At 62.2% G+C, this 20,767-nt stretch carries 18 protein-coding genes and 4 tRNA genes; 14 read left to right on the plus strand and 8 right to left on the minus strand.

Annotation, left to right across the window (positions count from 1 at the left end):
* Positions 1-243: 243 nt before the first annotated feature.
* From ACS5Q8_RS18410 to ACS5Q8_RS18425, 4 genes are all read right to left on the minus strand, one after another.
* Positions 244-319 (minus strand) — tRNA-His (locus tag ACS5Q8_RS18410).
* 77 nt (positions 320-396) lie between these two features.
* A tRNA-Leu gene (locus tag ACS5Q8_RS18415) sits at positions 397-481 on the minus strand.
* A gap of 58 nt (positions 482-539) precedes the next feature.
* Positions 540-615, minus strand: a tRNA-His gene (locus tag ACS5Q8_RS18420).
* A gap of 32 nt (positions 616-647) precedes the next feature.
* Positions 648-724: transfer RNA gene (locus tag ACS5Q8_RS18425), tRNA-Arg, on the minus strand.
* 275 nt (positions 725-999) lie between these two features.
* Here ACS5Q8_RS18425 and folD point away from each other — a divergent pair.
* The 5 genes from folD to ACS5Q8_RS18450 all read left to right on the plus strand — a co-directional run bounded on the left by folD (position 1,000) and on the right by ACS5Q8_RS18450 (position 6,280).
* The gene (gene folD / locus ACS5Q8_RS18430) at positions 1,000-1,854 is read left to right on the plus strand and encodes a bifunctional methylenetetrahydrofolate dehydrogenase/methenyltetrahydrofolate cyclohydrolase FolD (RefSeq protein ID WP_276193614.1); all 855 of its coding nucleotides are present in this window, start codon (positions 1,000-1,002) and stop codon (positions 1,852-1,854) included.
* A 141-nt stretch (positions 1,855-1,995) separates the two neighbouring features.
* Entirely contained in the window at positions 1,996-2,280 is a 285-nt protein-coding gene (locus ACS5Q8_RS18435) for a DUF4156 domain-containing protein (protein WP_247398721.1), read from the plus strand.
* A gap of 333 nt (positions 2,281-2,613) precedes the next feature.
* Positions 2,614-3,537 carry a D-alanyl-D-alanine endopeptidase gene (gene pbpG / locus ACS5Q8_RS18440; protein ID WP_247398718.1) on the plus strand — a complete coding sequence of 308 codons (924 nt, stop codon included), beginning with the start codon at positions 2,614-2,616 and terminating at the stop codon, positions 3,535-3,537.
* Between the two features lie 170 nt (positions 3,538-3,707).
* The gene (locus ACS5Q8_RS18445; protein ID WP_443695223.1) at positions 3,708-4,097 is read left to right on the plus strand and encodes a DUF2946 domain-containing protein; all 390 of its coding nucleotides are present in this window, start codon (positions 3,708-3,710) and stop codon (positions 4,095-4,097) included.
* 95 nt (positions 4,098-4,192) lie between these two features.
* Positions 4,193-6,280 carry a TonB-dependent receptor gene (locus tag ACS5Q8_RS18450; RefSeq protein ID WP_465159300.1) on the plus strand — a complete coding sequence of 696 codons (2,088 nt, stop codon included), beginning with the start codon at positions 4,193-4,195 and terminating at the stop codon, positions 6,278-6,280.
* A 30-nt stretch (positions 6,281-6,310) separates the two neighbouring features.
* Here ACS5Q8_RS18450 and ACS5Q8_RS18455 read toward each other — a convergent pair whose 3' ends face one another.
* Both ACS5Q8_RS18455 and ACS5Q8_RS18460 read right to left on the minus strand, forming a co-directional pair.
* On the minus strand, positions 6,311-7,645 hold the full coding sequence (locus ACS5Q8_RS18455) for a sensor histidine kinase (protein WP_465159301.1): 1,335 nt from the start codon (positions 7,643-7,645) through the stop codon (positions 6,311-6,313).
* Positions 7,642-8,301, minus strand: a complete 660-nt coding sequence (locus tag ACS5Q8_RS18460; protein WP_276193668.1) for a response regulator — start codon at positions 8,299-8,301, stop codon at positions 7,642-7,644. The genes ACS5Q8_RS18455 and ACS5Q8_RS18460 overlap by 4 nt, the downstream gene beginning before the upstream one ends.
* A gap of 131 nt (positions 8,302-8,432) precedes the next feature.
* Here ACS5Q8_RS18460 and ACS5Q8_RS18465 point away from each other — a divergent pair, with 131 nt between their 5' ends.
* The 5 genes from ACS5Q8_RS18465 to ACS5Q8_RS18485 all read left to right on the plus strand — a co-directional run bounded on the left by ACS5Q8_RS18465 (position 8,433) and on the right by ACS5Q8_RS18485 (position 13,210).
* Positions 8,433-8,756, plus strand: a complete 324-nt coding sequence (locus ACS5Q8_RS18465; RefSeq protein ID WP_276193669.1) for a PepSY domain-containing protein — start codon at positions 8,433-8,435, stop codon at positions 8,754-8,756.
* Between the two features lie 83 nt (positions 8,757-8,839).
* Positions 8,840-9,310, plus strand: a complete 471-nt coding sequence (locus tag ACS5Q8_RS18470; RefSeq protein ID WP_276197960.1) for a DUF2271 domain-containing protein — start codon at positions 8,840-8,842, stop codon at positions 9,308-9,310.
* A 25-nt stretch (positions 9,311-9,335) separates the two neighbouring features.
* On the plus strand, positions 9,336-11,516 hold the full coding sequence (locus ACS5Q8_RS18475) for a PepSY domain-containing protein (protein WP_465159302.1): 2,181 nt from the start codon (positions 9,336-9,338) through the stop codon (positions 11,514-11,516).
* Positions 11,500-12,495, plus strand: coding sequence for an FAD:protein FMN transferase (locus ACS5Q8_RS18480; RefSeq protein WP_426102108.1), 996 nt, complete (start codon positions 11,500-11,502; stop codon positions 12,493-12,495). The genes ACS5Q8_RS18475 and ACS5Q8_RS18480 overlap by 17 nt, the downstream gene beginning before the upstream one ends.
* Positions 12,496-12,508: 13 nt before the next feature.
* A complete protein-coding gene (locus tag ACS5Q8_RS18485) occupies positions 12,509-13,210 on the plus strand; it encodes a VIT1/CCC1 transporter family protein (protein WP_276193672.1) in 702 nt (233 codons plus the stop codon).
* Positions 13,211-13,253: 43 nt separating this feature from the next.
* On the opposite strand, the gene ACS5Q8_RS18490 is transcribed toward ACS5Q8_RS18485, so the two are convergent.
* Positions 13,254-13,916, minus strand: coding sequence for a peptidase C39 family protein (locus ACS5Q8_RS18490; protein ID WP_426102104.1), 663 nt, complete (start codon positions 13,914-13,916; stop codon positions 13,254-13,256).
* 211 nt (positions 13,917-14,127) lie between these two features.
* On the opposite strand from ACS5Q8_RS18490, the gene ACS5Q8_RS18495 reads away from it, so the two are divergent.
* Positions 14,128-14,289 (plus strand): hypothetical protein, encoded by a 162-nt coding sequence (locus ACS5Q8_RS18495; protein WP_276193674.1) that lies wholly within the window; start codon positions 14,128-14,130, stop codon positions 14,287-14,289.
* On the opposite strand, the gene ACS5Q8_RS18500 is transcribed toward ACS5Q8_RS18495, so the two are convergent.
* Positions 14,286-14,696 carry a PA0061/PA0062 family lipoprotein gene (locus ACS5Q8_RS18500; RefSeq protein ID WP_276193675.1) on the minus strand — a complete coding sequence of 137 codons (411 nt, stop codon included), beginning with the start codon at positions 14,694-14,696 and terminating at the stop codon, positions 14,286-14,288. The two genes, ACS5Q8_RS18495 and ACS5Q8_RS18500, sit on opposite strands and share 4 nt — an antisense overlap.
* Before the next feature lie 209 nt (positions 14,697-14,905).
* Here ACS5Q8_RS18500 and ACS5Q8_RS18505 point away from each other — a divergent pair, with 209 nt between their 5' ends.
* Genes ACS5Q8_RS18505 through ACS5Q8_RS18515 form a run of 3 tightly spaced genes read left to right on the plus strand, consistent with a single transcriptional unit; the run spans position 14,906 to position 20,688 of the window.
* The gene (locus tag ACS5Q8_RS18505; RefSeq protein ID WP_465159303.1) at positions 14,906-18,127 is read left to right on the plus strand and encodes an efflux RND transporter permease subunit; all 3,222 of its coding nucleotides are present in this window, start codon (positions 14,906-14,908) and stop codon (positions 18,125-18,127) included.
* Positions 18,117-19,286, plus strand: coding sequence for an efflux RND transporter periplasmic adaptor subunit (locus tag ACS5Q8_RS18510; RefSeq protein ID WP_465159304.1), 1,170 nt, complete (start codon positions 18,117-18,119; stop codon positions 19,284-19,286). The genes ACS5Q8_RS18505 and ACS5Q8_RS18510 overlap by 11 nt, the downstream gene beginning before the upstream one ends.
* Entirely contained in the window at positions 19,270-20,688 is a 1,419-nt protein-coding gene (locus tag ACS5Q8_RS18515; RefSeq protein WP_247405002.1) for an efflux transporter outer membrane subunit, read from the plus strand. Before ACS5Q8_RS18510 ends, ACS5Q8_RS18515 begins: the two co-directional genes overlap by 17 nt.
* The last annotated feature ends 79 nt before the right edge of the window (positions 20,689-20,767 follow it).

Here is a 20,767-nt window from a genome sequence, read left to right on the forward strand (position 1 = left end):
CGGTGACAAATACAGCCAATCACGCCAGGGCTCTGCGCCGACCCTTCTATATATAGAAGCAGTCGCCAATCATCTCCCTGACGGCCCGCCCTGCGAACAGGACAGGCAGGCAGCGCGGCATCATCGAGACACATAAATACGACGAAACGCCCTGCCTTGCGACCCAGAACCTGCGGCCGCGGAATACTCGAACCGCTAAAACAAAAAAGGCGCCAGACTGTTAAATCTGGCGCCTTTCGAATATGGGGTGGACGAAGGGGATCGAACCCTCGACAACGGGAGTCACAATCCCGTGCTCTACCAACTGAGCTACGCCCACCATATTGCGTTAACAAAGAAACCAAACCACTTCTTTGTCTAACCTCACCCAGCCTTTCGGCCGGGCAAAGCTTTAATTGGTGCGGATGAAGAGACTCGAACTCTTACGCCTCGCGGCGCTGGAACCTAAATCCAGTGTGTCTACCAATTCCACCACATCCGCGCTTGAAGCTCTTAAAGCAAAGGCGCCAGATGGTTAATCTGGCGCCTTTTTCAAAATATGGGGTGGACGAAGGGGATCGAACCCTCGACAACGGGAGTCACAATCCCGTGCTCTACCAACTGAGCTACGCCCACCATCTAACGCTACTTGTGCCAAAGCTGCCTAATGGCGCACCCGGCAGGACTCGAACCTGCGACCATCCGCTTAGAAGGCGGATGCTCTATCCAGCTGAGCTACGGGCGCCTGATTAATCTGTACTCTTGGAGGATTACAAACTAAGTGCTTCCAGCCTTACAGAGCAACAACCCTGCTTGACCTTCTTAACCAGTGCTAGGCTGTGCCCGACAAGTGCGACGAATAGTATAGACGCACCAGAAAGCCGTCAAATCTTTTTTGAAAAAAATTCATTTTATTTAAGGGGTTAGGCCAATTTGCAGACCAAGCGCCTTTGCCCTCGCGCGTTGGCATGCGAGAATGCGCGCACTTTTCTTCCCCCTCTCGATGGTTAATCACGCGTAATGACTGCACAACTTATCGACGGCAAATCAATCGCCGCCAGCCTGCGCCAGCAGATCGCCAAACGCGTCACCGAGCGTAGCCAGCAAGGCCTGCGCACGCCTGGCCTCGCGGTGATCCTGGTCGGCAGCGATCCTGCGTCTCAGGTTTATGTCTCGCACAAGCGTAAGGACTGTGAAGAGGTCGGCTTTATTTCCAAGGCCTACGACTTACCTTCCGAGACCACCCAGCAGGCCCTTACCGACCTGATCGACGGCCTCAACGATGACCCGAACATCGATGGCATCCTGGTGCAACTGCCATTGCCCGCGCATCTGGACGCCTCCCAGTTGCTCGAACGCATCCGCCCGGACAAAGACGTCGACGGTTTCCACCCGTATAACGTCGGCCGCCTGGCCCAGCGCATCCCGCTGCTGCGCCCATGCACGCCGAAAGGCATCATGACCCTGCTGGAAAGCACCGGCGTCAATCTTTACGGCCTCGACGCCGTGATCGTCGGCGCCTCCAACATCGTTGGGCGCCCGATGGCCATGGAACTGCTGCTGGCCGGCTGCACTGTGACCGTGACCCACCGCTTCACCAAAGACCTCGCCGGTCACGTCGGCCGTGCCGACCTGGTGGTGGTGGCCGCCGGCAAGCCGGGCCTGGTCAAGGGTGAATGGATCAAGGAAGGCGCGATCGTCATCGACGTCGGCATCAACCGTCAGGCAGACGGCAAGCTGGTCGGCGACGTGGTGTACGAAACCGCCCTACCCCGTGCCGGCTGGATCACCCCGGTACCGGGCGGCGTTGGCCCGATGACCCGTGCCTGCCTGCTGGAAAACACGCTGTATGCGGCCGAAACCCTGCACGACTGATCATCTGCCGCACTGAAAAAGCCCTGCCTTATCGCAGGGCTTTTGGTTTCTGGTGAACCTCATGCTCTGCTATCGTGCATCTGCGGCTGACATTTTCGGTATCAACCAAATGCCGCAGGAACCCCAGGAGTGCTTTTAGTCATGCGTAATCTTCATGCCGCCCCTCTGCTGATCCTCATTGCGGTGTTGATCTCGGCCTGCACCACCCAGCTCACTGAAGCGGGCAAGCAAATCAACCTCGTCACAGCCTCATCCGCCAACGCTTGCCACGTCGTCAAAGCATTCACGGTAGAGGGTTCCTCCAACGGCGACGCACTGAACACGGCATTCAATAAAGCCGCCGAGGTTGGCGCTGACAGCGTGAGCATCGTCGATGTGAGGGACGGTGGCAAAATGCAGGTAGCCGCCTTGAATTGCCGACGCTGACAAATCCGCCCAATAAAATACTTACCCGAACATCCGGCTCGACAACCCGTGCGCAGCGCCGGGTTTCTCGTTTCTTCGACATCCTTTTCACCCGCTATCGACGGGATCGGGCGCAACTTACCCCTACTCCTTTGAAGAACTCCATTAGGCCCGCCCATAAGCGGGCCCTTTTTTTGCCCACGAATGCGTACAAACCCAACCAATCATCGTCTTACAGCCTTTATTTAAAGGCTCTCTATCGTTTTCTGATCCATACTCCTAAAATGTAACGTCATTTTTCATATAGCCCGTTGCAGAACGGTATTTCTTACTTTTTTTAGCGAGTTCATCCGCGTGAAAATTCGTCTCTCTCTCGTCAGCCTTTTATTTGCTTTCACCGGCACCTGTGCGCACGCCGCCGAAACCACCCTGGCCCCGCGTGACACCTCGAAACTGCAAATCGCTTCCGGCAGCGCCATGCTGGTCGACCTGCAGACCAACAAAGTCATCTATTCCAGCAACCCGGACGTGGTGGTGCCCATCGCTTCCGTGAGCAAGCTCATGACCGGCTTGATCGTGCTGGAAGCCAAGCAAAACATGGACGAGTACATCGACATCAACATCACCGACACGCCGGAAATGAAAGGCGTGTTCTCCCGAGTGAAGATCGGCAGCCAAATGCCGCGCAAAGAGATGTTGCTGATCGCCCTGATGTCCTCGGAAAACCGCGCCGCCGCCAGCCTGGCCCACCACTATCCGGGCGGCTACCCAGCCTTCATTGCGGCGATGAACGCCAAGGCCAAGGCGCTGGGCATGACCAGCACCCATTACGTCGAGCCTACCGGCCTGTCCATCCATAACGTGTCGACCGCCAGGGACTTGAGCAAGCTGCTGGCCTACGCGCGTAAATTCCCGATGCTGAGCCAATTGAGCACCACCAAGGAAAAGACCGTCGCGTTCCGCAAGCCCAACTACACCTTGGGTTTCTCCAACACCGACCACCTGATCAATCGCGCCAACTGGGATATCAAGCTGACCAAGACCGGCTTTACCAACCAGGCCGGCCACTGCCTGGTGCTGGTGACCAGCATGGGTAACCGCCCGGTGTCGCTGGTGATCCTCGATGCCTTCGGCAAGTTCACCCACTTCGCCGACGCCAGCCGTATTCGCAACTGGGTCGAGACCGGCAAGGGCGGTTCGGTGCCGGACGTTGCGTTGCGCTACAAGGCCGACAAGAACCTGAAAAACCGCCCGAACACGGCAGAAGTTCGCCGCTGAACCAAAACACACCCGTCTGACCAATGCCCCGACCTGTTCGGGGCATTGTTTTTTCTGCATGCACCACGCAAAAACAGACGGTTGGTCTGCGGCAAAATAGCGCACGAACGGGCTTTTACTTTGTGCCTGAACTGCCGCTAAATGTTCACCCCTTTTAATCGACTTCGTTCATGGCTCGTCTCAAACGCATCAGTCCCTGGATAGCCTGTCTGGCCGTCGTGCTGAACATGCTGGCCATGCCGCTCAGCCGCGCCATGCAGACGCCGGACATGGGACTGTTGCTGTGGGGCGGATTTTGCTCGGGGGGCGCCTCGCAAGCGCTGCCGCCCAACTTGAGCAAGCTGATCGACCCGCTCCAGACGGCGCCGTCAAACACTGCCATGAAACACAGCGATTGCTGCTGTGGCCACGCAGGGCTGGCGGCGCTGCCATCCAACTACTACAGACATTTCCTACCGCGCTACGCGCCCGACACCGCCCTCGACAACCCCGAGTTGCCGACGCTGCACCCCAGAATCCGCTGGCCGAGCCTGAGCCCGCGCGCCTCCCCTACCGCTTGATCGACACCGGCGCCGCCCCACAGGCGGCCCGATCTGCTTATCAGCCGCCCGACCGGGCGTCCTCGAAGTGTCTTGATCATCAGGAAAGGTGCGTTATGCCTGCTCGAATGACTTTGCCTCGCGCAAAGCGTGTCTCTGTGTCCCGCCCGCTAGGGCCCTTGCTGTCCATCGGCCTGTTCGCCCTCAACCCGTTGTCCTCGGCGCTGGCCGAAACCGGCAAAACCGAAGACTCAACCCTCACCCTCGGCACCGTCACGGTCCAGGGCGCCAGCGCCAGCAGGGGCCCGCTAAGCACCAGCAGCGTGCTCAGTTCGGTGGATGTGCTCGGCGCCGACATCCTCGAAAAAATGCCGGTCAACTACAGCTGGGAGCTGTTCAGCCGTGCGCCAGGGGTGATACTCACCGAGTTCAACCAAGGCACCACCTCCGGCAAGATTTCCTTTCGCGGCTTTAACGGCGAAGGCGAAGTCAACGCAGTGAAGCTGTTGATCGACGGCATTCCAAGCAATAGCAATGACGGCAACATGCCGTTCATGGACATGATTTTCCCGATGGAACTGGACAGCATCGAAGTGGTGCGCGGCACCAGCGATGCGCGCTATGGCCTGAACAACATCGCCGGCAACGTCAATATGCTGACCCGCACCGGCGGCGACTACACCAAGGCGCGGGTGCGCTACGGCAGTTACAACACCCAGGAAACGCAACTGGCCAAGGGCATCGAAGGCAGCAACTGGACGCAGAACTACTTCTTCGCCTATCAGAAGTCCGACGGTTACCGCGATCACGCCGAGGCGGACAAGTTTTCCATGTCCGGCAAATGGTTCTACACCCCGGACGACGACAGCTACCGCATCGGCCTGATCGCCCGTCACTACGAAACCGAGGCGCAGGAACCGGGCTACTTGAGTGAAGAGGATGCCCACCAGCACCCGAGCATGACCAACAGCTACAACGCCACCGACAAAGGCACGCGGCGGATGAACCAGGTCAGCGTGCACTTCGACACCGACCTGGCCGAGACGCTGGCCTGGTCGGCAAAAACCTACGTCAACACCTTCGACGACCGGCGCTGGACGCAATACTGGCGCACCAGCGCCCAGCAGGAGCGCGACGCCTACGAAACCCAGTACGGCGCCCTCACGTCCCTGACCTGGCGCCCGGAAGTCAGCTGGCTGTACGACTTCGCCCTGGAAGGCGGCGCGGACATGCAGCAGCAACAGAACAAGAGCGAGCGCTACCGCACCAAAGACCGCGTGCGTCTGGCCCAAACCCGCGACCAGCAATTCGACTTTGACACCTACGGCGCCTACGTCCAGGCCGAGATCAAGCCGTTCGAGTCGCTGAAAATCGTCCCGGCGTATCGCGTCGATAAAATCCAGGGCAACTTCACCAACGAAATGACCGGCATGGACTACGACATCAACGACTATGGGCTGATCAAACAACCCAAGCTCAGCGTGGTGTATTCACCGTGGGACGTGGCCAGCGTCTACGCCAACTGGGGGCGTACCTTCCAGGTCGGCACCGGCGCGGCGGCCTATAAGATTCCACCGCGGGATACCAACCTGGCGCCGTCGATCAACGAAGGCTGGGAAACCGGGATCAAGTTCACCCCGGCCGATTGGATCGATGGCCGCGTCGCCTATTGGCAGCAAGAGGCCAGTGGTGAAGTCAGTCGCCGGCTCAACGACCCGAGCGGCGAGTCGGATAACGTCGGCGAAACCCGGCGCTGGGGATATGACGCGCAGCTCAACCTGCACCCGAACGAGCGCACCGACATCTGGATGGCCTACTCCTGGCAGTATTCGAAAATCCTCCAGCCGAGCTCGAGCTTGCCCAACAGCAAAGGCCAGGAAATCGACCACATCCCTCATCACCTGTACAACGCCGGCGTCAGCTACAAGGCCACGCGTGCGCTGCAGTTGACGGCGTGGATGAACGGCCAGACCAACTACTACCTGGAACGCGAGAACACCAAGGGCACTTACGGCGGCTACGTCTTGATGAACCTCGGCGCCACGTACCAGGTGACTGAATCGGTCAGTGTCGACCTGCAGTTGAAAAACCTCACCAACCGCTACTACGAATACGTCTGGTATGACCCGGACGGCGCCCAGGCCTCGCTGCACTCACCCGGCGACGGGCGGGCGCTATACACCGGCGTCACCGTGGACTTCTGAGTGGCACAGCCGCCGGGGCTCGATGAACGTTCATGTCGGCAAGCGTAAAAACTGAACGTTCACTTCAAACCCGTCTTCCCTGCCTGGCGCTGGCGACGCCAGGGTCATACGCGCCTTGACCCCGTGGGCGATGGTCTTGGCAATCGCCAGCCCCAGCCCTGTACCGCTGGCCTCGCTGCTGCCGCGCACGAAACGCTCGGTCAGGCGCTGCAACACCGACGCTGGCACAGCCGGTCCACCGTTGACCACCCGCAGCAGTGCCTGGTCCGTGAGGCTGACGTCGACCGGTTGATCCGCCGCGCCGTACTTCAACGCATTCTCGATCAAGTTACGCAGCAAGATGCCGAACGCGTCCGGGTCAATCGCGCAATAAACGCTGCCCTCAGTTGGCAACTGCAACCGAATGCGCTGCCCGCTGCTGGGATTCCACTCATCGACCCCATGGGCCAGTAATGGAATCAGGTCCTGTGGTGCCTCGGACAACAGCCCGCCGCCCTCGGCTTTGGCCAACTGCATGAGTTTTTCCGAGAGCCGCGCCAGTTCGCGCAGGGAGTCTTCGATCTTCGCCGCACGCACGCGCAACGGGCCTTCCGGTGCTTCCTGGCGCAAGCGCTGGATCTGCGCCAACGTCGCCGCCAACGGCGTGCGCAATTCGTGGGCACTGTTGGCGGTGAAGCTGCGCTCGGCCTCCAAGGCCTTGCGCAAGCGCTCCAGCAGGTGGTTGACCGCATCGGCCAACGGGTCGATTTCAGCCGGCAGCCGCGCCACGCTGATCGGCGACAAATCCCCCACGCCACGGGCTTCCACGGCACGGCGATAAGCCAACACGCTACGCAGGCTGAGGCGCACAAACAGCCAAGTGCCCAGCAGGCTGATGGGGATCAGTGCCAATAACGGCACCAACAAGGCCAGCAAGGCTTCCCGCGCTGCTTCACGGCGATGCGCCAGCGGCTCGGCGATCTCAATGAACACGGTGTCGCGCAGCGCACTCGCGCCATACAGCCGGTACTTTTGCGTGGTGGAAAACCCTTCACTCGGCCGTTCGTTGAAGATCTTCGGATCGGCGTCATGGGACTGCATCAGAATCTGGCCCTGGGCGTCGCGCACCAGGTACGTCAGGTATTCCTTATGCACCTTCAAGGTGGCGACGTGCTGGGCCGCGCGCGGCTCCTCGCGGTTGCTGATTTCCAGCACGGCCAAGGGCAGGATGCGTTGGGCCGTCTCTTCCAGAGCGCTGTCGAACGCCTCGTTCAATTCGTGTTGCACCACCAGCCAGGCCCCGACAGTCGCCCCCAGCCAGAGCAAGGTCATGCCCAGGGTCAACCCCAGGCCGAGGCGTTTTTGCAGGCTGATCGACGACTTCATACGGCCATCAACCGATACCCCATGCCACGCACGGTTTCCACCAGGTCGCGGCCGAGTTTTTTGCGCAGGCGGCTGATGTAGACCTCGATGGTGTTGCTCTCGATTTCCGCGCCAAAGGCGTACAAGCGCTCTTCAAGCTGCGACTTCGACAGCAACGCCGTGGGGCGCTGCACAAACGCCTCAAACAATGCCCATTCACGCGCCGTCAGGTCGACGGTGATACCGGCGCGCTGCACGGTGCGCGCGTTCATATCGATCTGTAAGTCGCCGAGTTTGATCAGCGGGTTGGGGTTGCCGCTGTAACGCCGGGCCACGGCGGCCACCCGGGCCGAGAGTTCGAACAGGTCGAACGGTTTGACCAGGTAGTCGTCGGCCCCGGCGTTGAGGCCGGCGATGCGATCGGATATCTGGTCCTGGGCGGTGAGGATGATCACCGGGGTCACGTTGCCGGCCGAGCGCTGCTGGCGCAAAAAGTCCAGCCCGCGACCGTCGGGCAGCATCAGGTCGAGCAGGATCAGGTCATACGGCGTGGTGCGCACGCTGTTGTTCGCATGGTCCAGTCGCTGCACCCAATCGACCGCGTGGCCGTCATCGGCAATCTGTTCGCGCACCGCCTCGCCCAGCCCGAGTGCATCCTCGACCAATAAAACCCGCATCTGGCACCTCCTGTGATGGTTGTCGTGGAGCACCTTACCCACCTTTCCTGACGCGAATCTGAAGATTCAGCCAGTTGTCAGGAATGACCTTTAGGGTAAGCCGCAAATGCCAATCCGGCCGGAGACAGATCATGAAATCAGCTTTTATTGTCAGCACCACATTGCTCAGCGTCCTGCTCAGCGGGTACGCCTTGGCCGATGAAGACTGCAGCGAGCCGGTCAGCGACTGGCAACCACGCGAAACCCTGCGCCAGCAAGTGGAGCAGCAATACGGCTGGAGCGTGCAGCGCATCAAGGTCGACGACGGCTGCTACGAGCTCAAGGGCGCCGACCGCAAGGGCAATGCAATCGAAGCCAGCTACGCACCAGCCTCGCTTCGCCTGCGCAAACTGGAAATCCATTTCGGCGCCAACGGCGACGCCCGGGATTACCTCAACCGTCCTGGATCTGAATGATCGTCGCGTCTTTGCAAGGCTTTCAGGTTGCTGTCAGCCAGCAGGTCCAGGCTCTCGCCACAACGTTCAACCAGGACATCCTCATGAAAAAAATCATTGCTGCAACTTGCCTCGCCGGTGCCATTGCCCTGCCGGGGCTGGCCCAGGCCCGCGAAGTGACCCTGACCACCCAGCTCAAGGACTACAGCGGCAACGGCGCGTACCTGGCGATTTACGTCACCGACGCCAACGGCCAGTACCAGAAAACCCTTTGGGTCGCCGGCAAGAAGGCCAAGTACTACCGGCACCTGAGCGACTGGGCACGTGGCAGCGCCATGAACCCGAGCGAGTTTGACGGCCTCAGCGGCGCCAGTGTCGGCAGCGGCCGCAGCCTCACCGTCAGCGTGGAACTGGCCGACACCTTGATCGATGCTGGGTATCAGATCCGTATCGACAGCGCCGTGGAAGACAAGCGCGACAGCCGCGCCGACGTCAGTGTCCCGCTGACATCGGGCGGGGCGGGCAAGCCGGTCAGCGGCAACGGCTATGTCGAGTCCTTTACCTACGACCTGTAGCACCTGCGACTTCTGGAGGCTAAACATGCTTCGCCAGTTCCACTCACTGCCCGGTCTGATCGCCGCCCTGCTGGTCATGATATTGGCCATCAGCGGCGCAGTACTGTCCGTCAATCCGGCTTTGGAACGCCTGCACAACACGTCAACCGCAGCCGGGCAGCTCACTGTCGGCCAGTTGGCGGGGAACATCGCCAACCACTTCCCGGGGGTGGAGCAGATCCAGCGCAGCGCCTCCGGAACCGTGATCATCTACTACAACCAGGACGGCCAGGCCGGTGCGCAAACCATCGACCCACTCACCGGCCAGGGCCTCGGCCCCTATGAGCCGTCTGCCGTGTCGCGCTGGGTAAAAGACCTGCACCGCTCGCTGTTCATGGGCACAACGGGGCATGGGATCGCGGGCGTCGGCGCATTCGTCATGTTGCTGCTTTCCGTGTCCGGCGCGCTATTGCTGGCGCGCCGCCTGGGCGGCCTGCGCAACCTGTTGCGGCCGCTGCGCGGCTCGTTCAGCCAGCGCTGGCACGCCGAAGTCGGGCGCCTGGCCGTGCTCGGGCTGCTGCTGTCGGCCTTGACTGGGCTGTACATGTGCGCCACGACGTTTGGCCTGATCGCCGACGGCAGTCAGGCTGAACCGGCCTTCCCCGCGCATATCAGCGTCGGGGCGGCGCAGCCGGTGGCCAACCTGCAAGCCTTGCAGGCCACCGATTTGAATGACCTGCGCGAATTGGTTTACCCAAGCCCCGGCAACCCCGAGGACGTGTTTTCCCTGCGCACAGCCCAGGGCGACGGTTACGTGGACCCGGTCAGCGGCGCGCTGTTGTCGTATCAGGCCCACGACTCAATGCACAACCTTTATCAATTGATCTATCAACTGCACACCGGTGAGGGCCTCTGGTGGCTGGGCTTGCCCCTCGGGCTTTGCGCCCTCAGCGTGCCGTTGATGAGCGTGACCGGTATTGTGCTGTGGTGGCGGCGACGCAAAGCCGCGCCGAAGATTCGCCATAACAGCCCCGCCCACTCAGCCGACAGCGTGATTCTGGTGGGCAGTGAAAACAACAGCACCTGGGGCTTTGCCAATACCTTGCACGCGGCGCTGCACCAGGCCGGGCACCGGGTTCACAGTGCCGCGATGAATGAATGGAAAGGCACGTACCGTGACGCTCAGCGCCTGTTCATCCTCACCGCCACCCACGGCGACGGCGATGCACCCGCGTCGGCCACACAGTTCCTGGAGCGCCTCAAGCAAGTGGGCCTCAAACCCGGCCTGTCCTTTGCGGTACTCGGATTTGGCGACCGGCAGTTTCCCCGATTCTGTCAGTACGCCCATCAGGTGCAGGACGCGATGGTGCAGGCCGGCGGCTCGCCATTGCTGGGGCTGGAAACCGTGAACCGGCAATCCTCGCAGGAATTTGCGCGCTGGGGCGACGCGTTGGCTACGCCATTGGGCCACGACCTGCCGCTGATCCACACGGCGCAGCGGCCGCGCACTCGTCAACTTGAGTTGACCGAGCGCATCGTCTACGGCGAAGCCGTGAACGCACCGACCCATATCCTGCGCTTCAAGACAGCTGGCGAACTACCGAGCTTCCAGGCCGGTGACCTGGTCGGCATTTTCCCGCCGGACAACCCGGTGCCGCGCTTTTACTCGCTGGCCAGCCGCGCTGAAGACGGTGTGCTGGAAATCTGCGTGCGCAAACACGAAGGTGGCCTATGCTCGGGGTTCCTGCATGACCTGGAGATCGGCGCGTCTGTCGAAGCGTTCATCCAGCCCAATCCACAATTTCGCCCGGCTTCAGGCACGCACCCGGTGATTCTGATTGGTGCCGGCACCGGTATCGGGCCCTTGGCCGGTTTTATTCGCCACAACACCGCCAAACACCCAATGCACCTGTATTGGGGCGGACGCAACCCGGCCTCGGACTTTCTCTATGAGCCGGAGCTCAACCGTTACCTCGCCGACCACCGCCTGACCGCATTGCGCGCGGCGTTTTCCCAGGTTCAGGACCGCAGCTACGTGCAAGACCGCCTGATCAGCGACGCCCTGGCGTTGCGCGCCCTGATCGAAAACGGCGCCCAAGTGCTGGTGTGCGGCAGCCGCGAGATGGCCAAAGGCGTGATGCAAGCGCTGGATAACGTGTTAGCCCCGCTCCACCTGAGCGTGCTGGCCCTGAAAGCACAAGGACGCTACCGTGAAGACGTCTACTGAGATGCAACGCTACAGCCTGAACGGCGAGACCATGGGCACGCGCTACAGCGCCGTGTTCTATGCCCAAGCTGCCATCGACACCGCAGCGATCAACCGCAGCCTGGCTCAGGCCGTGGGTCGGGTGGACCAGCAAATGTCCACCTGGAAAGCCGATTCCGACCTCAATCGCCTCAACGCGGGCCCCGAGCAGACATGGCTGGCGGTGCCCAAAGAACTGGCCACTGTGTTGGCCGCCGCGCTGCGGGTCAGCCAGCAATCCGGCGGGGCTTTTGATATCGGCGTGGGTGATCTGGTGGACGCCTGGGGTTTCGGTCCGGGCGCACAATCAGTCACCGAACAGACCATCGACACCCTGCCGCCACGCGGCGGTCTCTCGGCCAATGCAGCGTTGACGGTGGACGCCCAGCGCCACCAAGTGCGCAAACGCGCGCCGCTGCACCTCAACCTCAACGGTATCGCCAAAGGCTTTGGCGTCGACGAACTGGCGCGCTGTCTGGACAGCTTCGGGCTCACGCGCTACCTGGTCGGCATCGATGGCGAAATGCGTGCCCGAGGCGCCAAGCCGGATGCTCAACCGTGGGTCGTGGCCATTGAAAAACCGAGCCGTGGCCAGCGTGAAGTGATGGGGGTCATGGAGCTCAGCGACGCGGCCATCGCCACCTCCGGCGACTATCGACACTGGATTGACGTGAAGGGCCGCCACTATGCCCACACCATGAACCCGGCCACCGGCGCTCCGTTGTGCAATACGATCGCGTCCGTCACCGTGGTGGCGGCCTCATGCATGCTCGCCGACGCCTGGGCCACGGCGTTGATGGTGCTGGGCGAAATCGAAGGCCCACGCCTGGCGCAGGCACGCGGGATGGACGCGCTGTTCGTGCTGCGCGAGGGTGAACAACTCAAAGAAATATCGATTGTCGGCGGCATTCTGCAAGCGCAGATTGAAAGCCGTCCGCCCCTAACCAGCCCACACACGTGAGTCCCGCACCCCCATGAAATTCATGCACCGGCACACCGAATCCCACCGCAGTGACCGTATCGGCTGGCTGCGCGCCGCAGTCCTGGGGGCCAATGACGGCATCGTCTCCACCGCCAGCCTGTTGATCGGCGTAGCCGCCGCCAACGCCAGCCACGCCTCGCTGATCGTCACCGGTATGGCCGGCCTGGTGGCGGGTGCGATGTCCATGGCGGCCGGTGAATACGTTTCCGTGCATTCCCAGGCCGATACCGAACAGGCCGACCTGGCACGGGAACGGGCAGAACTGGCCAGCAACCCCAAAGCCGAACACAGCGAACTTGCGCACATCTACATGCACCGTGGCGTATCACCCGAATTGGCCCATCAGGTCGCCGATCAATTGATGGCACACGACGCCTTGGGCGCACACGCACGGGACGAGTTGGGCATCAGCGAAGCCCTCACCGCCAAACCGCTGCAAGCGGCGCTGGCCTCGGCGGCGAGTTTCGTGGTCGGTGCCGCGTTGCCGCTGGCGGTGACGGTCATCGCACCGGCGCACAGCGTTGTGCCGTGGATATCCGGCACGTCCCTGCTGTTTCTTGCCAGTCTTGGCGCCGTGGCGGCCAGGGCCGGCGGGGCGAAAGTCATCGTCGGCGCTTGGCGCGTGACCCTGTGGGGCGTGCTGGCCATGGGCATTACGGCCGCCGTGGGGGCGATGTTCGGCGCCGTGGTGTAGTGCAAAACCACACCGCGCCCCAGCGTGGCGGGCGCGGTGTGTTTTACTTTCTTTCGGCCAGCACCTTGAGCGCCTGCGCCGCGGCCTGCTCTTGCCCGGCCTGCGCGGTGGCATTGGCCGCGTCGCGCCAGCGCTGCGCATCCACATTGGCCGGCAACTGGCTCGGGCGCTGGGTGACGATGGCCCAGTGACCGGCGCCTTTCCAGGCGGACTCGAAATCACTGAAGCCCATCAACAGTCGCCGGTCCATGCCCGAACTCAACAACACCGTGCTTTTGCGCTGGTTAAACCCTACCACCACCACGTAGCGCGGCTCAGACCAAAACCGCCCGCTGATCCGCGCCATCACCGGGTACCCCGCGGACACCTGCGCCAACACCGACGTGAGCTTGGCGTCGAGCGGATACACCATCAGCCCGTATTCACGCACCAGCACCTGCATGTTGCGCTCAAGGTTCGCCTCGCCGCCCGGCAAGTGCAGCGGCTTATCCAGTAAACCCGGTGTCATGACAATGCCTTGTTGCGACAGCATGCTGGCTAACGCCGTAGGGCCGCTTTGATAGGCGTCGCTGCGAAACGTCGGCACACCATTGAGTTCGACGCGCTCCGGCAAGCCCGGCAGCTTCGACGGGTGCCCGGAACAGGCCGCGAGCCCGAGGGCGCAGGCCAGCAGCAAGGAGGTTGTAACGTTCGACCGTAACCGCAATTTTTTACTCTCTTGATCAACTGCCGGTAAGGGCCCTGATCATAGGACGCTCTTCAGCCCGGGTATAGCCTTGAGCCGCAGTAAAACGCCCGGGATAGAGCAAAGAAGTTGGATCGACACGACCATTGGTCAATAGCAGGCAACCGTCGACTGACTAGACTGTCCATTGAGAAGACTGTGTGTGCCCCCTACTGGGCGAAAGGAGGCCAGAATGAGCCTTGCAACGACGATTTTCCTGTTGTTCTGCGGTTGGCTGGCGGTCGCCGGCGCCATGTTGTGGGGGGTGTTGCGCATTACCCGTCGGCACCATCACCCCCACGTCAAACCGGCTGCATCCGCCAAGCTGCACAATGCGGCGGTTCATCACGCCTAGCCAGGCATGCAATTGAAGTCCTGCGTTGCCGCGACTTCCTTGCCGTGACCATCCATGAGCGATGCGCGCACGGTGCTGCCCAGGCTGGATTCCACCAGGGTGTAGTGCTCACCCGCCTTGAAGTCCTTGTACTCCACGCGGCCCTGGCAGTCCTGCTGGTTGTCGTCGCCTGGCTCCTCTTCGAATAACGTCACATCCAAACGATGGTCGCCCGGCGGCACTTCAAAAAAGCGCCCGTCGTCCACGCGCTTGCCATCGACGCGCTCGGCCATCAGGTCATTCGGCGCTTCTTCTTTCAATCCGATCCAGGCTTCGCTGGGGTCGGCTTTGGGCATCGGGCCGGCGCAGGCCGACAGTAACAACACAGCGCTCAAGGCGGGGATCAGCAATAAAGGTTTCAGTGACATGGCAGGGCTCCAAAGGATTTCAGTTAAAAGACGCATCGCATCCGATGGGTCACAAGCTTGGAGAGGCGCCCCTTGTAGAACAAATGAATACACATGAAACGATCTTCAGCCCATACCTAAATCTTCCTTCACCTGGCTGAAAGGTGCGTGTTAGGTGGGTCGGGCAAGACTGCCGGGGTTTGCAATCCTGCTCCCTCGGAGGTTCACGCATGCTCGGGCTGGTAAAGACCGCACTGCACAAGCCGTACACGTTTATCGTGTTGGCCATATTCATCTGCATCATCGGGCCAATGGCGGCCCTGCGCACCCCCACCGATGTGTTCCCCGATATCGGCATCCCCGTCGTTGCAGTGGTCTGGCAGTACAACGGCCTGTCGCCGGACGCCATGGCCGGGCGGGTGATCTACACCTATGAACGCTCCCTGAGCACCACCGTCAACGACATCGAACACATCGAATCGCAATCCCTGCCGGGCATGGGCATCGTCAAGATTTTCTTCCAGCCCGGCGTCGACATCCGCACTGCCAACGCGCAAGTGACGGCGGTGTCACAAACCGTGCTCAAGCAAATGCCCCCCGGCATCACCCCGCCGCTGATCCTCAACTACAGCGCCTCGACGGTGCCGATCCTGCAAATGGCGTTCTCCAGCCCGACACTGTCGGAAGCCAAGATCCGCGATCTGGTGCAAAACAATATCCGCCTGCCCCTCAGCGCCCTGCCCGGCCTGGCCATGCCCACGCCTATGGGCGGCAAGCAGCGCCAGATCACCCTCGACCTCGACCCGCAGGCGCTGGCCGCCAAAGGCTTGTCGGCCCAGGACGTGGGCAATGCGCTGGCGTTGCAGAACCAGATCATCCCGGTCGGCACCGCCAAGCTCGGCCCCAACGAATACACGATCCTGCTCAACAACAGCCCCAAGGCCATCGATGAACTCAACGACCTGCCGATCAAGACCGTCGACGGCGCCTTGATCACCATCGGCCAGGTGGCCCACGTGCGTGACGGTTCGCCGCCGCAGACCAACATCGTGCGCGTCGACGGCCATCGCGCTGTGCTGATGCCGGCGCTGAAAAACGGCAGTATCTCCACCCTGTCGATCATCGACGGCATCCGCCAGATGCTGCCGCGCATCAACGAAACCCTGCCACCGTCGCTGAAGACCTCACTGCTGGGCGACGCGTCGGTGTTCGTCAAACAATCGGTGGGCAGCGTGGCCCAGGAAGGCATCATCGCCGCGCTGCTGACCAGCGCGATGATCCTGCTGTTCCTCGGCAGTTGGCGCTCGACGCTGATCATCGCCGTCTCGATTCCCCTGGCGGTGCTCGCGGCCATCGCGCTGCTGGCGGTCAGCGGGCAGACACTCAACGTGATGACCCTCGGCGGGCTGGCGTTGGCGGTGGGGATTCTGGTGGACGACGCCACGGTGACCATCGAAAACATCAACTGGCACTTGGAACAGGGCAAGGCGGTGAAGACCGCGATCCTCGACGGCGCCGCGCAGATCGTCGGCCCGGCGTTCGTCTCGCTGCTGTGCATCTGCATCGTGTTCGTGCCGATGTTTTTGCTGCAAGGCATTGCCGGGTACCTGTTCCGACCGATGGCCCTGGCGGTGATCTTTGCCATGGCCAGCTCGTTCATCCTCTCGCGCACCCTGGTGCCGACATTGGCGATGTACCTGCTCAAACCGCACACGCCGGAACCCGGCACCGGCCATCACCCGGAAGATGCATTCATCAACCATCACGAAGGCGAGCAGCACACCAAGCCACGCAACGCCGTGCTGCAGTCGGTGCTGAATTTCCAGCAGGGTTTCGAGCGGCACTTCTCGAATATCCGCGACACCTACCATGGCCTGCTGACGTTGGCCCTGGGCAATCGCAAGCGCTTCATCGTCGGCTTTTTGGCCTGCGTGCTCGCCTCGTTTCTGCTGCTGCCCAGCCTTGGCCAGGACTTCTTCCCGGCCACCGACGCCGGCGCGCTGGCGCTGCATGTGCGGTTGCCGTTGGGTACACGGATCGAAGAAAGCGCGGCCGCGTTCGACCGGATCGAGGCGCGGATACGCGAAGTGATCCCGGCCGCAGAACTCGACACCATCGTCGACAACATCGGCATTCCGCTGAGCGGCATCGACATGGCCTACAGCAGCAGTGGCACCATCGGCCCGCAGGACGGCGATATCCAGGTCAGCCTGAAACAGCACCACGCGCCGACTGCCGATTACGTGAAAAAACTGCGTGAAGCACTGCCGCAAAGTTTCCCCGGCAGCCACTTCGCGTTCCTGCCGGCGGACATCAGCAGCCAAATCCTCAACTTCGGCACGCCGGCGCCACTGGACGTGAAAATCTCCGGACGCAGCGATGCAGAAAACCGTGCTTACGCCGTGGAACTCGAACGCCGCCTGCAACACGTACCGGGCATCGCCGACCTGCGCATCCAGCAGTCCACCGGCTACCCGTCGCTGCAAGTGAATGTCGACCGCCTGCGCGCCAACGGCCTGGGCATCACCGAGCGCGATGTGACCAACAGCATGGTCGCGTCCCTCGCGGGCAGCTCGCAAACGGCGCCGACCTTCTGGCTCAACCCGGCCAACGGCGTGTCCTATTCCATCGTCGCCGCCACCCCGCAATACCGCCTCGACAGCTTGCCGGCGCTGGAAGCGCTGCCCGTGACCGGTGCCGATGGCCAGTCGCAAATCCTCGGCGGCGTGGCCAGCATCTCCCGCGTGCAAAGCCCGGCGGTGGTGACCCACTACAACATCGAACCGACCCTGGACCTCTACGCCAACGTGCAAGGCCGCGACCTCGGCGGCGTCGCGCGTGACGTGCAAAAGGTGCTGGACGATACCGCGTCCATGCGCCCCAAGGGCTCAGTGATCAGCCTGCATGGGCAGATCGATGCGCTGCATGAAGCCTTCAGCGGTTTGAGCGTCGGCCTGCTCGGTGCGGTGGTGCTGATCTACCTGCTGATCGTGGTCAACTTCCAGTCGTGGGTCGACCCGTTCGTGATCATCACCGCATTGCCGGCGGCGCTGGCGGGGATCGTGTGGATGCTGTTCCTCAGCGGCACGTCATTGTCGGTGCCCGCGTTGACCGGCGCCATCCTGTGCATGGGCGTGGCCACAGCCAACTCGATCCTGGTGGTGAGCTTCTGCCGCGAACGCCTGGCCGAACATGGCGATGCGCTCAAGGCCGCGCTGGAAGCCGGTTACACGCGCTTCCGTCCGGTGTGCATGACCGCCCTGGCGATGATCATCGGCATGCTGCCGCTGGCCTTGTCCGAGGAGCAGAACGCGCCGCTGGGCCGCGCCGTAATCGGTGGTTTGATCCTCGCCACCGTCGCCACCCTGTTATTTGTTCCCGTGGTCTTCAGCCTGGTCCACGGTCGTCAGCCTACTCGCGCAACTGTTGGAGAAACGCCCCATGTCGTCTGATCACAAACCCTCGCGCAAGCGTCTGATGCTCATGGGTGTCGGCGGCCTGACCCTGGCCGCCCTGCTGGTCGCCAACGGCCTGTACGCCCGCACAATGCACGAACGATCCGTCACGGCCTGGACCGAAACCGCCGCCGTGCCGCAGGTGATGGTGTTTGAGCCGCAACAGAACGTGGCCGGCGACACCCTGCGCCTGCCCGCTCACCTTGAAGCCTGGAGCAAAGCGCCGATCCATGCGCGGGTCAGCGGCTACTTGAAGGACTGGAAAGTCGACATCGGCAGCCAGGTCAAAGCCGGGCAAATCCTCGCCGAAATCGACAGCCCCGATCTCGATCAACAACTGGCGCAAACCCATGCGCGGCTGTTGCAGCAACAGGCCAATGCGCGGCTGGCCGCCACCACCGCGACGCGTTGGCAAAACCTGCTGGCCAGCCATTCGGTGTCGCGCCAGGAGGCCGATGAAAAAACCTCCAACGCCGCAGCGGCCAAAGCCAACGCCGAAGCGGCCGCCGCTGACTACGCACGGTTATCCGCGCTGGAAAGCTACAAGACCCTGCGCGCACCGTTCGCCGGCACCATCACCGCGCGTAACACCGACATCGGCCAGTTGATCAAGGCCGACACCGACAGCGACCCGGAGCTGTTCAGCATCGCCGACACCCACCAACTGCGCCTCTACGTGCCGGTGCCGCAGAACTATGCGGCCGTCATCCACCCAGGGCTTGAAGCCGAGCTGACCGTTCCCGAGCACCCCGGCGAGCACTTCAAGGCGCACCTGATCGGCGACTCCACCGCCATCGACCGCCGCTCCGGCACCCTGCTCGCGCAGTTTGTCGCCGACAACCCCAACGGCGAATTGCTGCCCGGCGATTACGCCGAAGCCACCCTGCCGATCCCGGCGGACACCCATGGCGTGAGCATCCCGGCCAGCGCGCTGATCTTCCGCGCCCAAGGCACCCAGGTCGCGGTGTTGGATGCGCAAAACCACGTGCACCTGCAGGCCATCCATATCGGCCTGGATCTGGGCGAACGCCTGGTGATCGACCAGGGCCTGAAACCCGCCGACCGCGTGGTCGACAACCCGCCCGACGCCCTGCGCGAAGGCGACCCCGTGCAACTGGCCGACGCCTCCGGAGGTGCCCATGCGCCCAAGGCTTAAACCGCTTGCTGCCGTGATGCTGCTGGCTTTACAAGGTTGCTCGCTGACGCCGACCTACAACGTGCCGGCGATCAAACTGCCGGCCAACTACCGCGAACAGACCAGCGACGGCCCCTGGCACAGCGCGCAGCCGTCCGACCAACTGGCGCCGCAGTGGTGGGCGCTCTACCACGAGCCGCGCCTGGATCAGTTGCAACAGCAATTGCTCAAGGCCAACCCGGACCTGGCGGCAGCGCTGGCGCACTTCGATGCGTCCCAGGCGTATGCCAGCCAACTGCATGCCGGGCTGTTCCCGCAAATCACTGCCAGCGCACAACCGCTGCGTCAGCGCCAATCGGACTCGCGACCGCTGCGCGGCACAACGCAGCCGTCGGTGTACAACAGCAACACTGCGGGGTTTTCGTTGAGCTACGACTTGGACCTGTGGGGCAAAATCCGCAACCAGGTGGCGGCGGGTGATGCGCAGGCGCAAGCGTCGGGCGACGATTTGGCGGTGGCGCGTTTGAGCTTGCAGCATCAGTTGGCGACCTTGTATGTACAGCTCAATGGGCTGGATGCGCAAAGTCGGATTCTCAACAACTCGCTGGAGGATTTCAGCCAGGCCCTGCAACTGACCCGCAGCCGCTACGAGGGCCAGATAGCGTCGGAACTGGACCTGACCCGCGCGCAAAACCAGCTCGCCCAAGCCAAGGCGCAACTGGATGAAGTGCGTGGGCAACGCAACCTCACCGAACATGCCATAGGCGAACTGGTCGGCGTGGCGGCCAGCGACTTCACGCTACCGGCAAGCCAACAACTGATCGCCCTGCCAGGGATTCCGTCGCAACTGCCAAGCCACCTGCTGCAACGTCGTCCGGATATTGCGGCAGCGGAGCGCCGAGTGTTTGCGGCCAACGCGAATATCGGCGTGGCCAAGGCCGCGTGGTACCCGGATTTCAGTCTGACCGGATTGATTGGCGGACAGACCCAAGGCGTAGGGAATTTACTCTCGGCAGGCAATCGGTATTGGGCGCTGGGGCCGCTGATGAATTTGCCGATCTTCGATGGGGGTCGCTTGAGTGCCAACGAACGCCAGGCCAAAGCCGAGTTTGAACAAGCCTCGGCGCAGTACCGCAGCCAGGTATTGAAGGCCGTGCGCGAGGTGGAAGACAACCTGGCGCAGCTAAGGGATTTGCAGCAGGAGGCGCAGGATGAACAAGCGGCGGCAGATGCGGCGCAGCACACGCAAGCGTTGGCGATGAACAGCTACCAGGCCGGCGCGGTGAGTTATCTGGATGTGGTGACCGCGCAGACCGCGACGTTGCAGGCGCAAATGACCTTGCAGACGGTGCAGACGCGGCAGTTGCAGGCGAGTGTGGGGCTGGTCACCGCGCTTGGCGGCGGCTGGCAACCTGGCGCCTGAGACTTGTTTGTGCAAACCGGCTCGAAGGTGGGGGCTGGTTTGCCTGTGATGGCGGTAGATCAGCCAAACATCACCGACT

The organism is Pseudomonas sp. PAMC25584 (genome assembly GCF_058135675.1).

Excerpts from the sequence above, each read along its gene's own strand:
- ACS5Q8_RS18470 (WP_276197960.1), top strand. The coding sequence starts at position 8,840 with ATGAAAAAAATCATTGCTGCAACTTGCCTCGCCGGTGCCATTGCCCTG.
- ACS5Q8_RS18500 (WP_276193675.1), bottom strand. The coding sequence starts at position 14,696 with ATGTCACTGAAACCTTTATTGCTGATCCCCGCCTTGAGCGCTGTGTTG.
- ACS5Q8_RS18505 (WP_465159303.1), top strand. The coding sequence starts at position 14,906 with ATGCTCGGGCTGGTAAAGACCGCACTGCACAAGCCGTACACGTTTATC.
- ACS5Q8_RS18460 (WP_276193668.1), bottom strand. The coding sequence starts at position 8,301 with ATGCGGGTTTTATTGGTCGAGGATGCACTCGGGCTGGGCGAGGCGGTG.
- ACS5Q8_RS18475 (WP_465159302.1), top strand. The coding sequence starts at position 9,336 with ATGCTTCGCCAGTTCCACTCACTGCCCGGTCTGATCGCCGCCCTGCTG.
- folD (WP_276193614.1), top strand. The coding sequence starts at position 1,000 with ATGACTGCACAACTTATCGACGGCAAATCAATCGCCGCCAGCCTGCGC.
- ACS5Q8_RS18465 (WP_276193669.1), top strand. The coding sequence starts at position 8,433 with ATGAAATCAGCTTTTATTGTCAGCACCACATTGCTCAGCGTCCTGCTC.
- ACS5Q8_RS18450 (WP_465159300.1), top strand. The coding sequence starts at position 4,193 with ATGCCTGCTCGAATGACTTTGCCTCGCGCAAAGCGTGTCTCTGTGTCC.
- ACS5Q8_RS18485 (WP_276193672.1), top strand. The coding sequence starts at position 12,509 with ATGAAATTCATGCACCGGCACACCGAATCCCACCGCAGTGACCGTATC.
- ACS5Q8_RS18455 (WP_465159301.1), bottom strand. The coding sequence starts at position 7,645 with ATGAAGTCGTCGATCAGCCTGCAAAAACGCCTCGGCCTGGGGTTGACC.
- ACS5Q8_RS18515 (WP_247405002.1), top strand. The coding sequence starts at position 19,270 with ATGCGCCCAAGGCTTAAACCGCTTGCTGCCGTGATGCTGCTGGCTTTA.
- ACS5Q8_RS18495 (WP_276193674.1), top strand. The coding sequence starts at position 14,128 with ATGAGCCTTGCAACGACGATTTTCCTGTTGTTCTGCGGTTGGCTGGCG.
- ACS5Q8_RS18445 (WP_443695223.1), top strand. The coding sequence starts at position 3,708 with ATGGCTCGTCTCAAACGCATCAGTCCCTGGATAGCCTGTCTGGCCGTC.
- ACS5Q8_RS18510 (WP_465159304.1), top strand. The coding sequence starts at position 18,117 with ATGTCGTCTGATCACAAACCCTCGCGCAAGCGTCTGATGCTCATGGGT.
- ACS5Q8_RS18435 (WP_247398721.1), top strand. The coding sequence starts at position 1,996 with ATGCGTAATCTTCATGCCGCCCCTCTGCTGATCCTCATTGCGGTGTTG.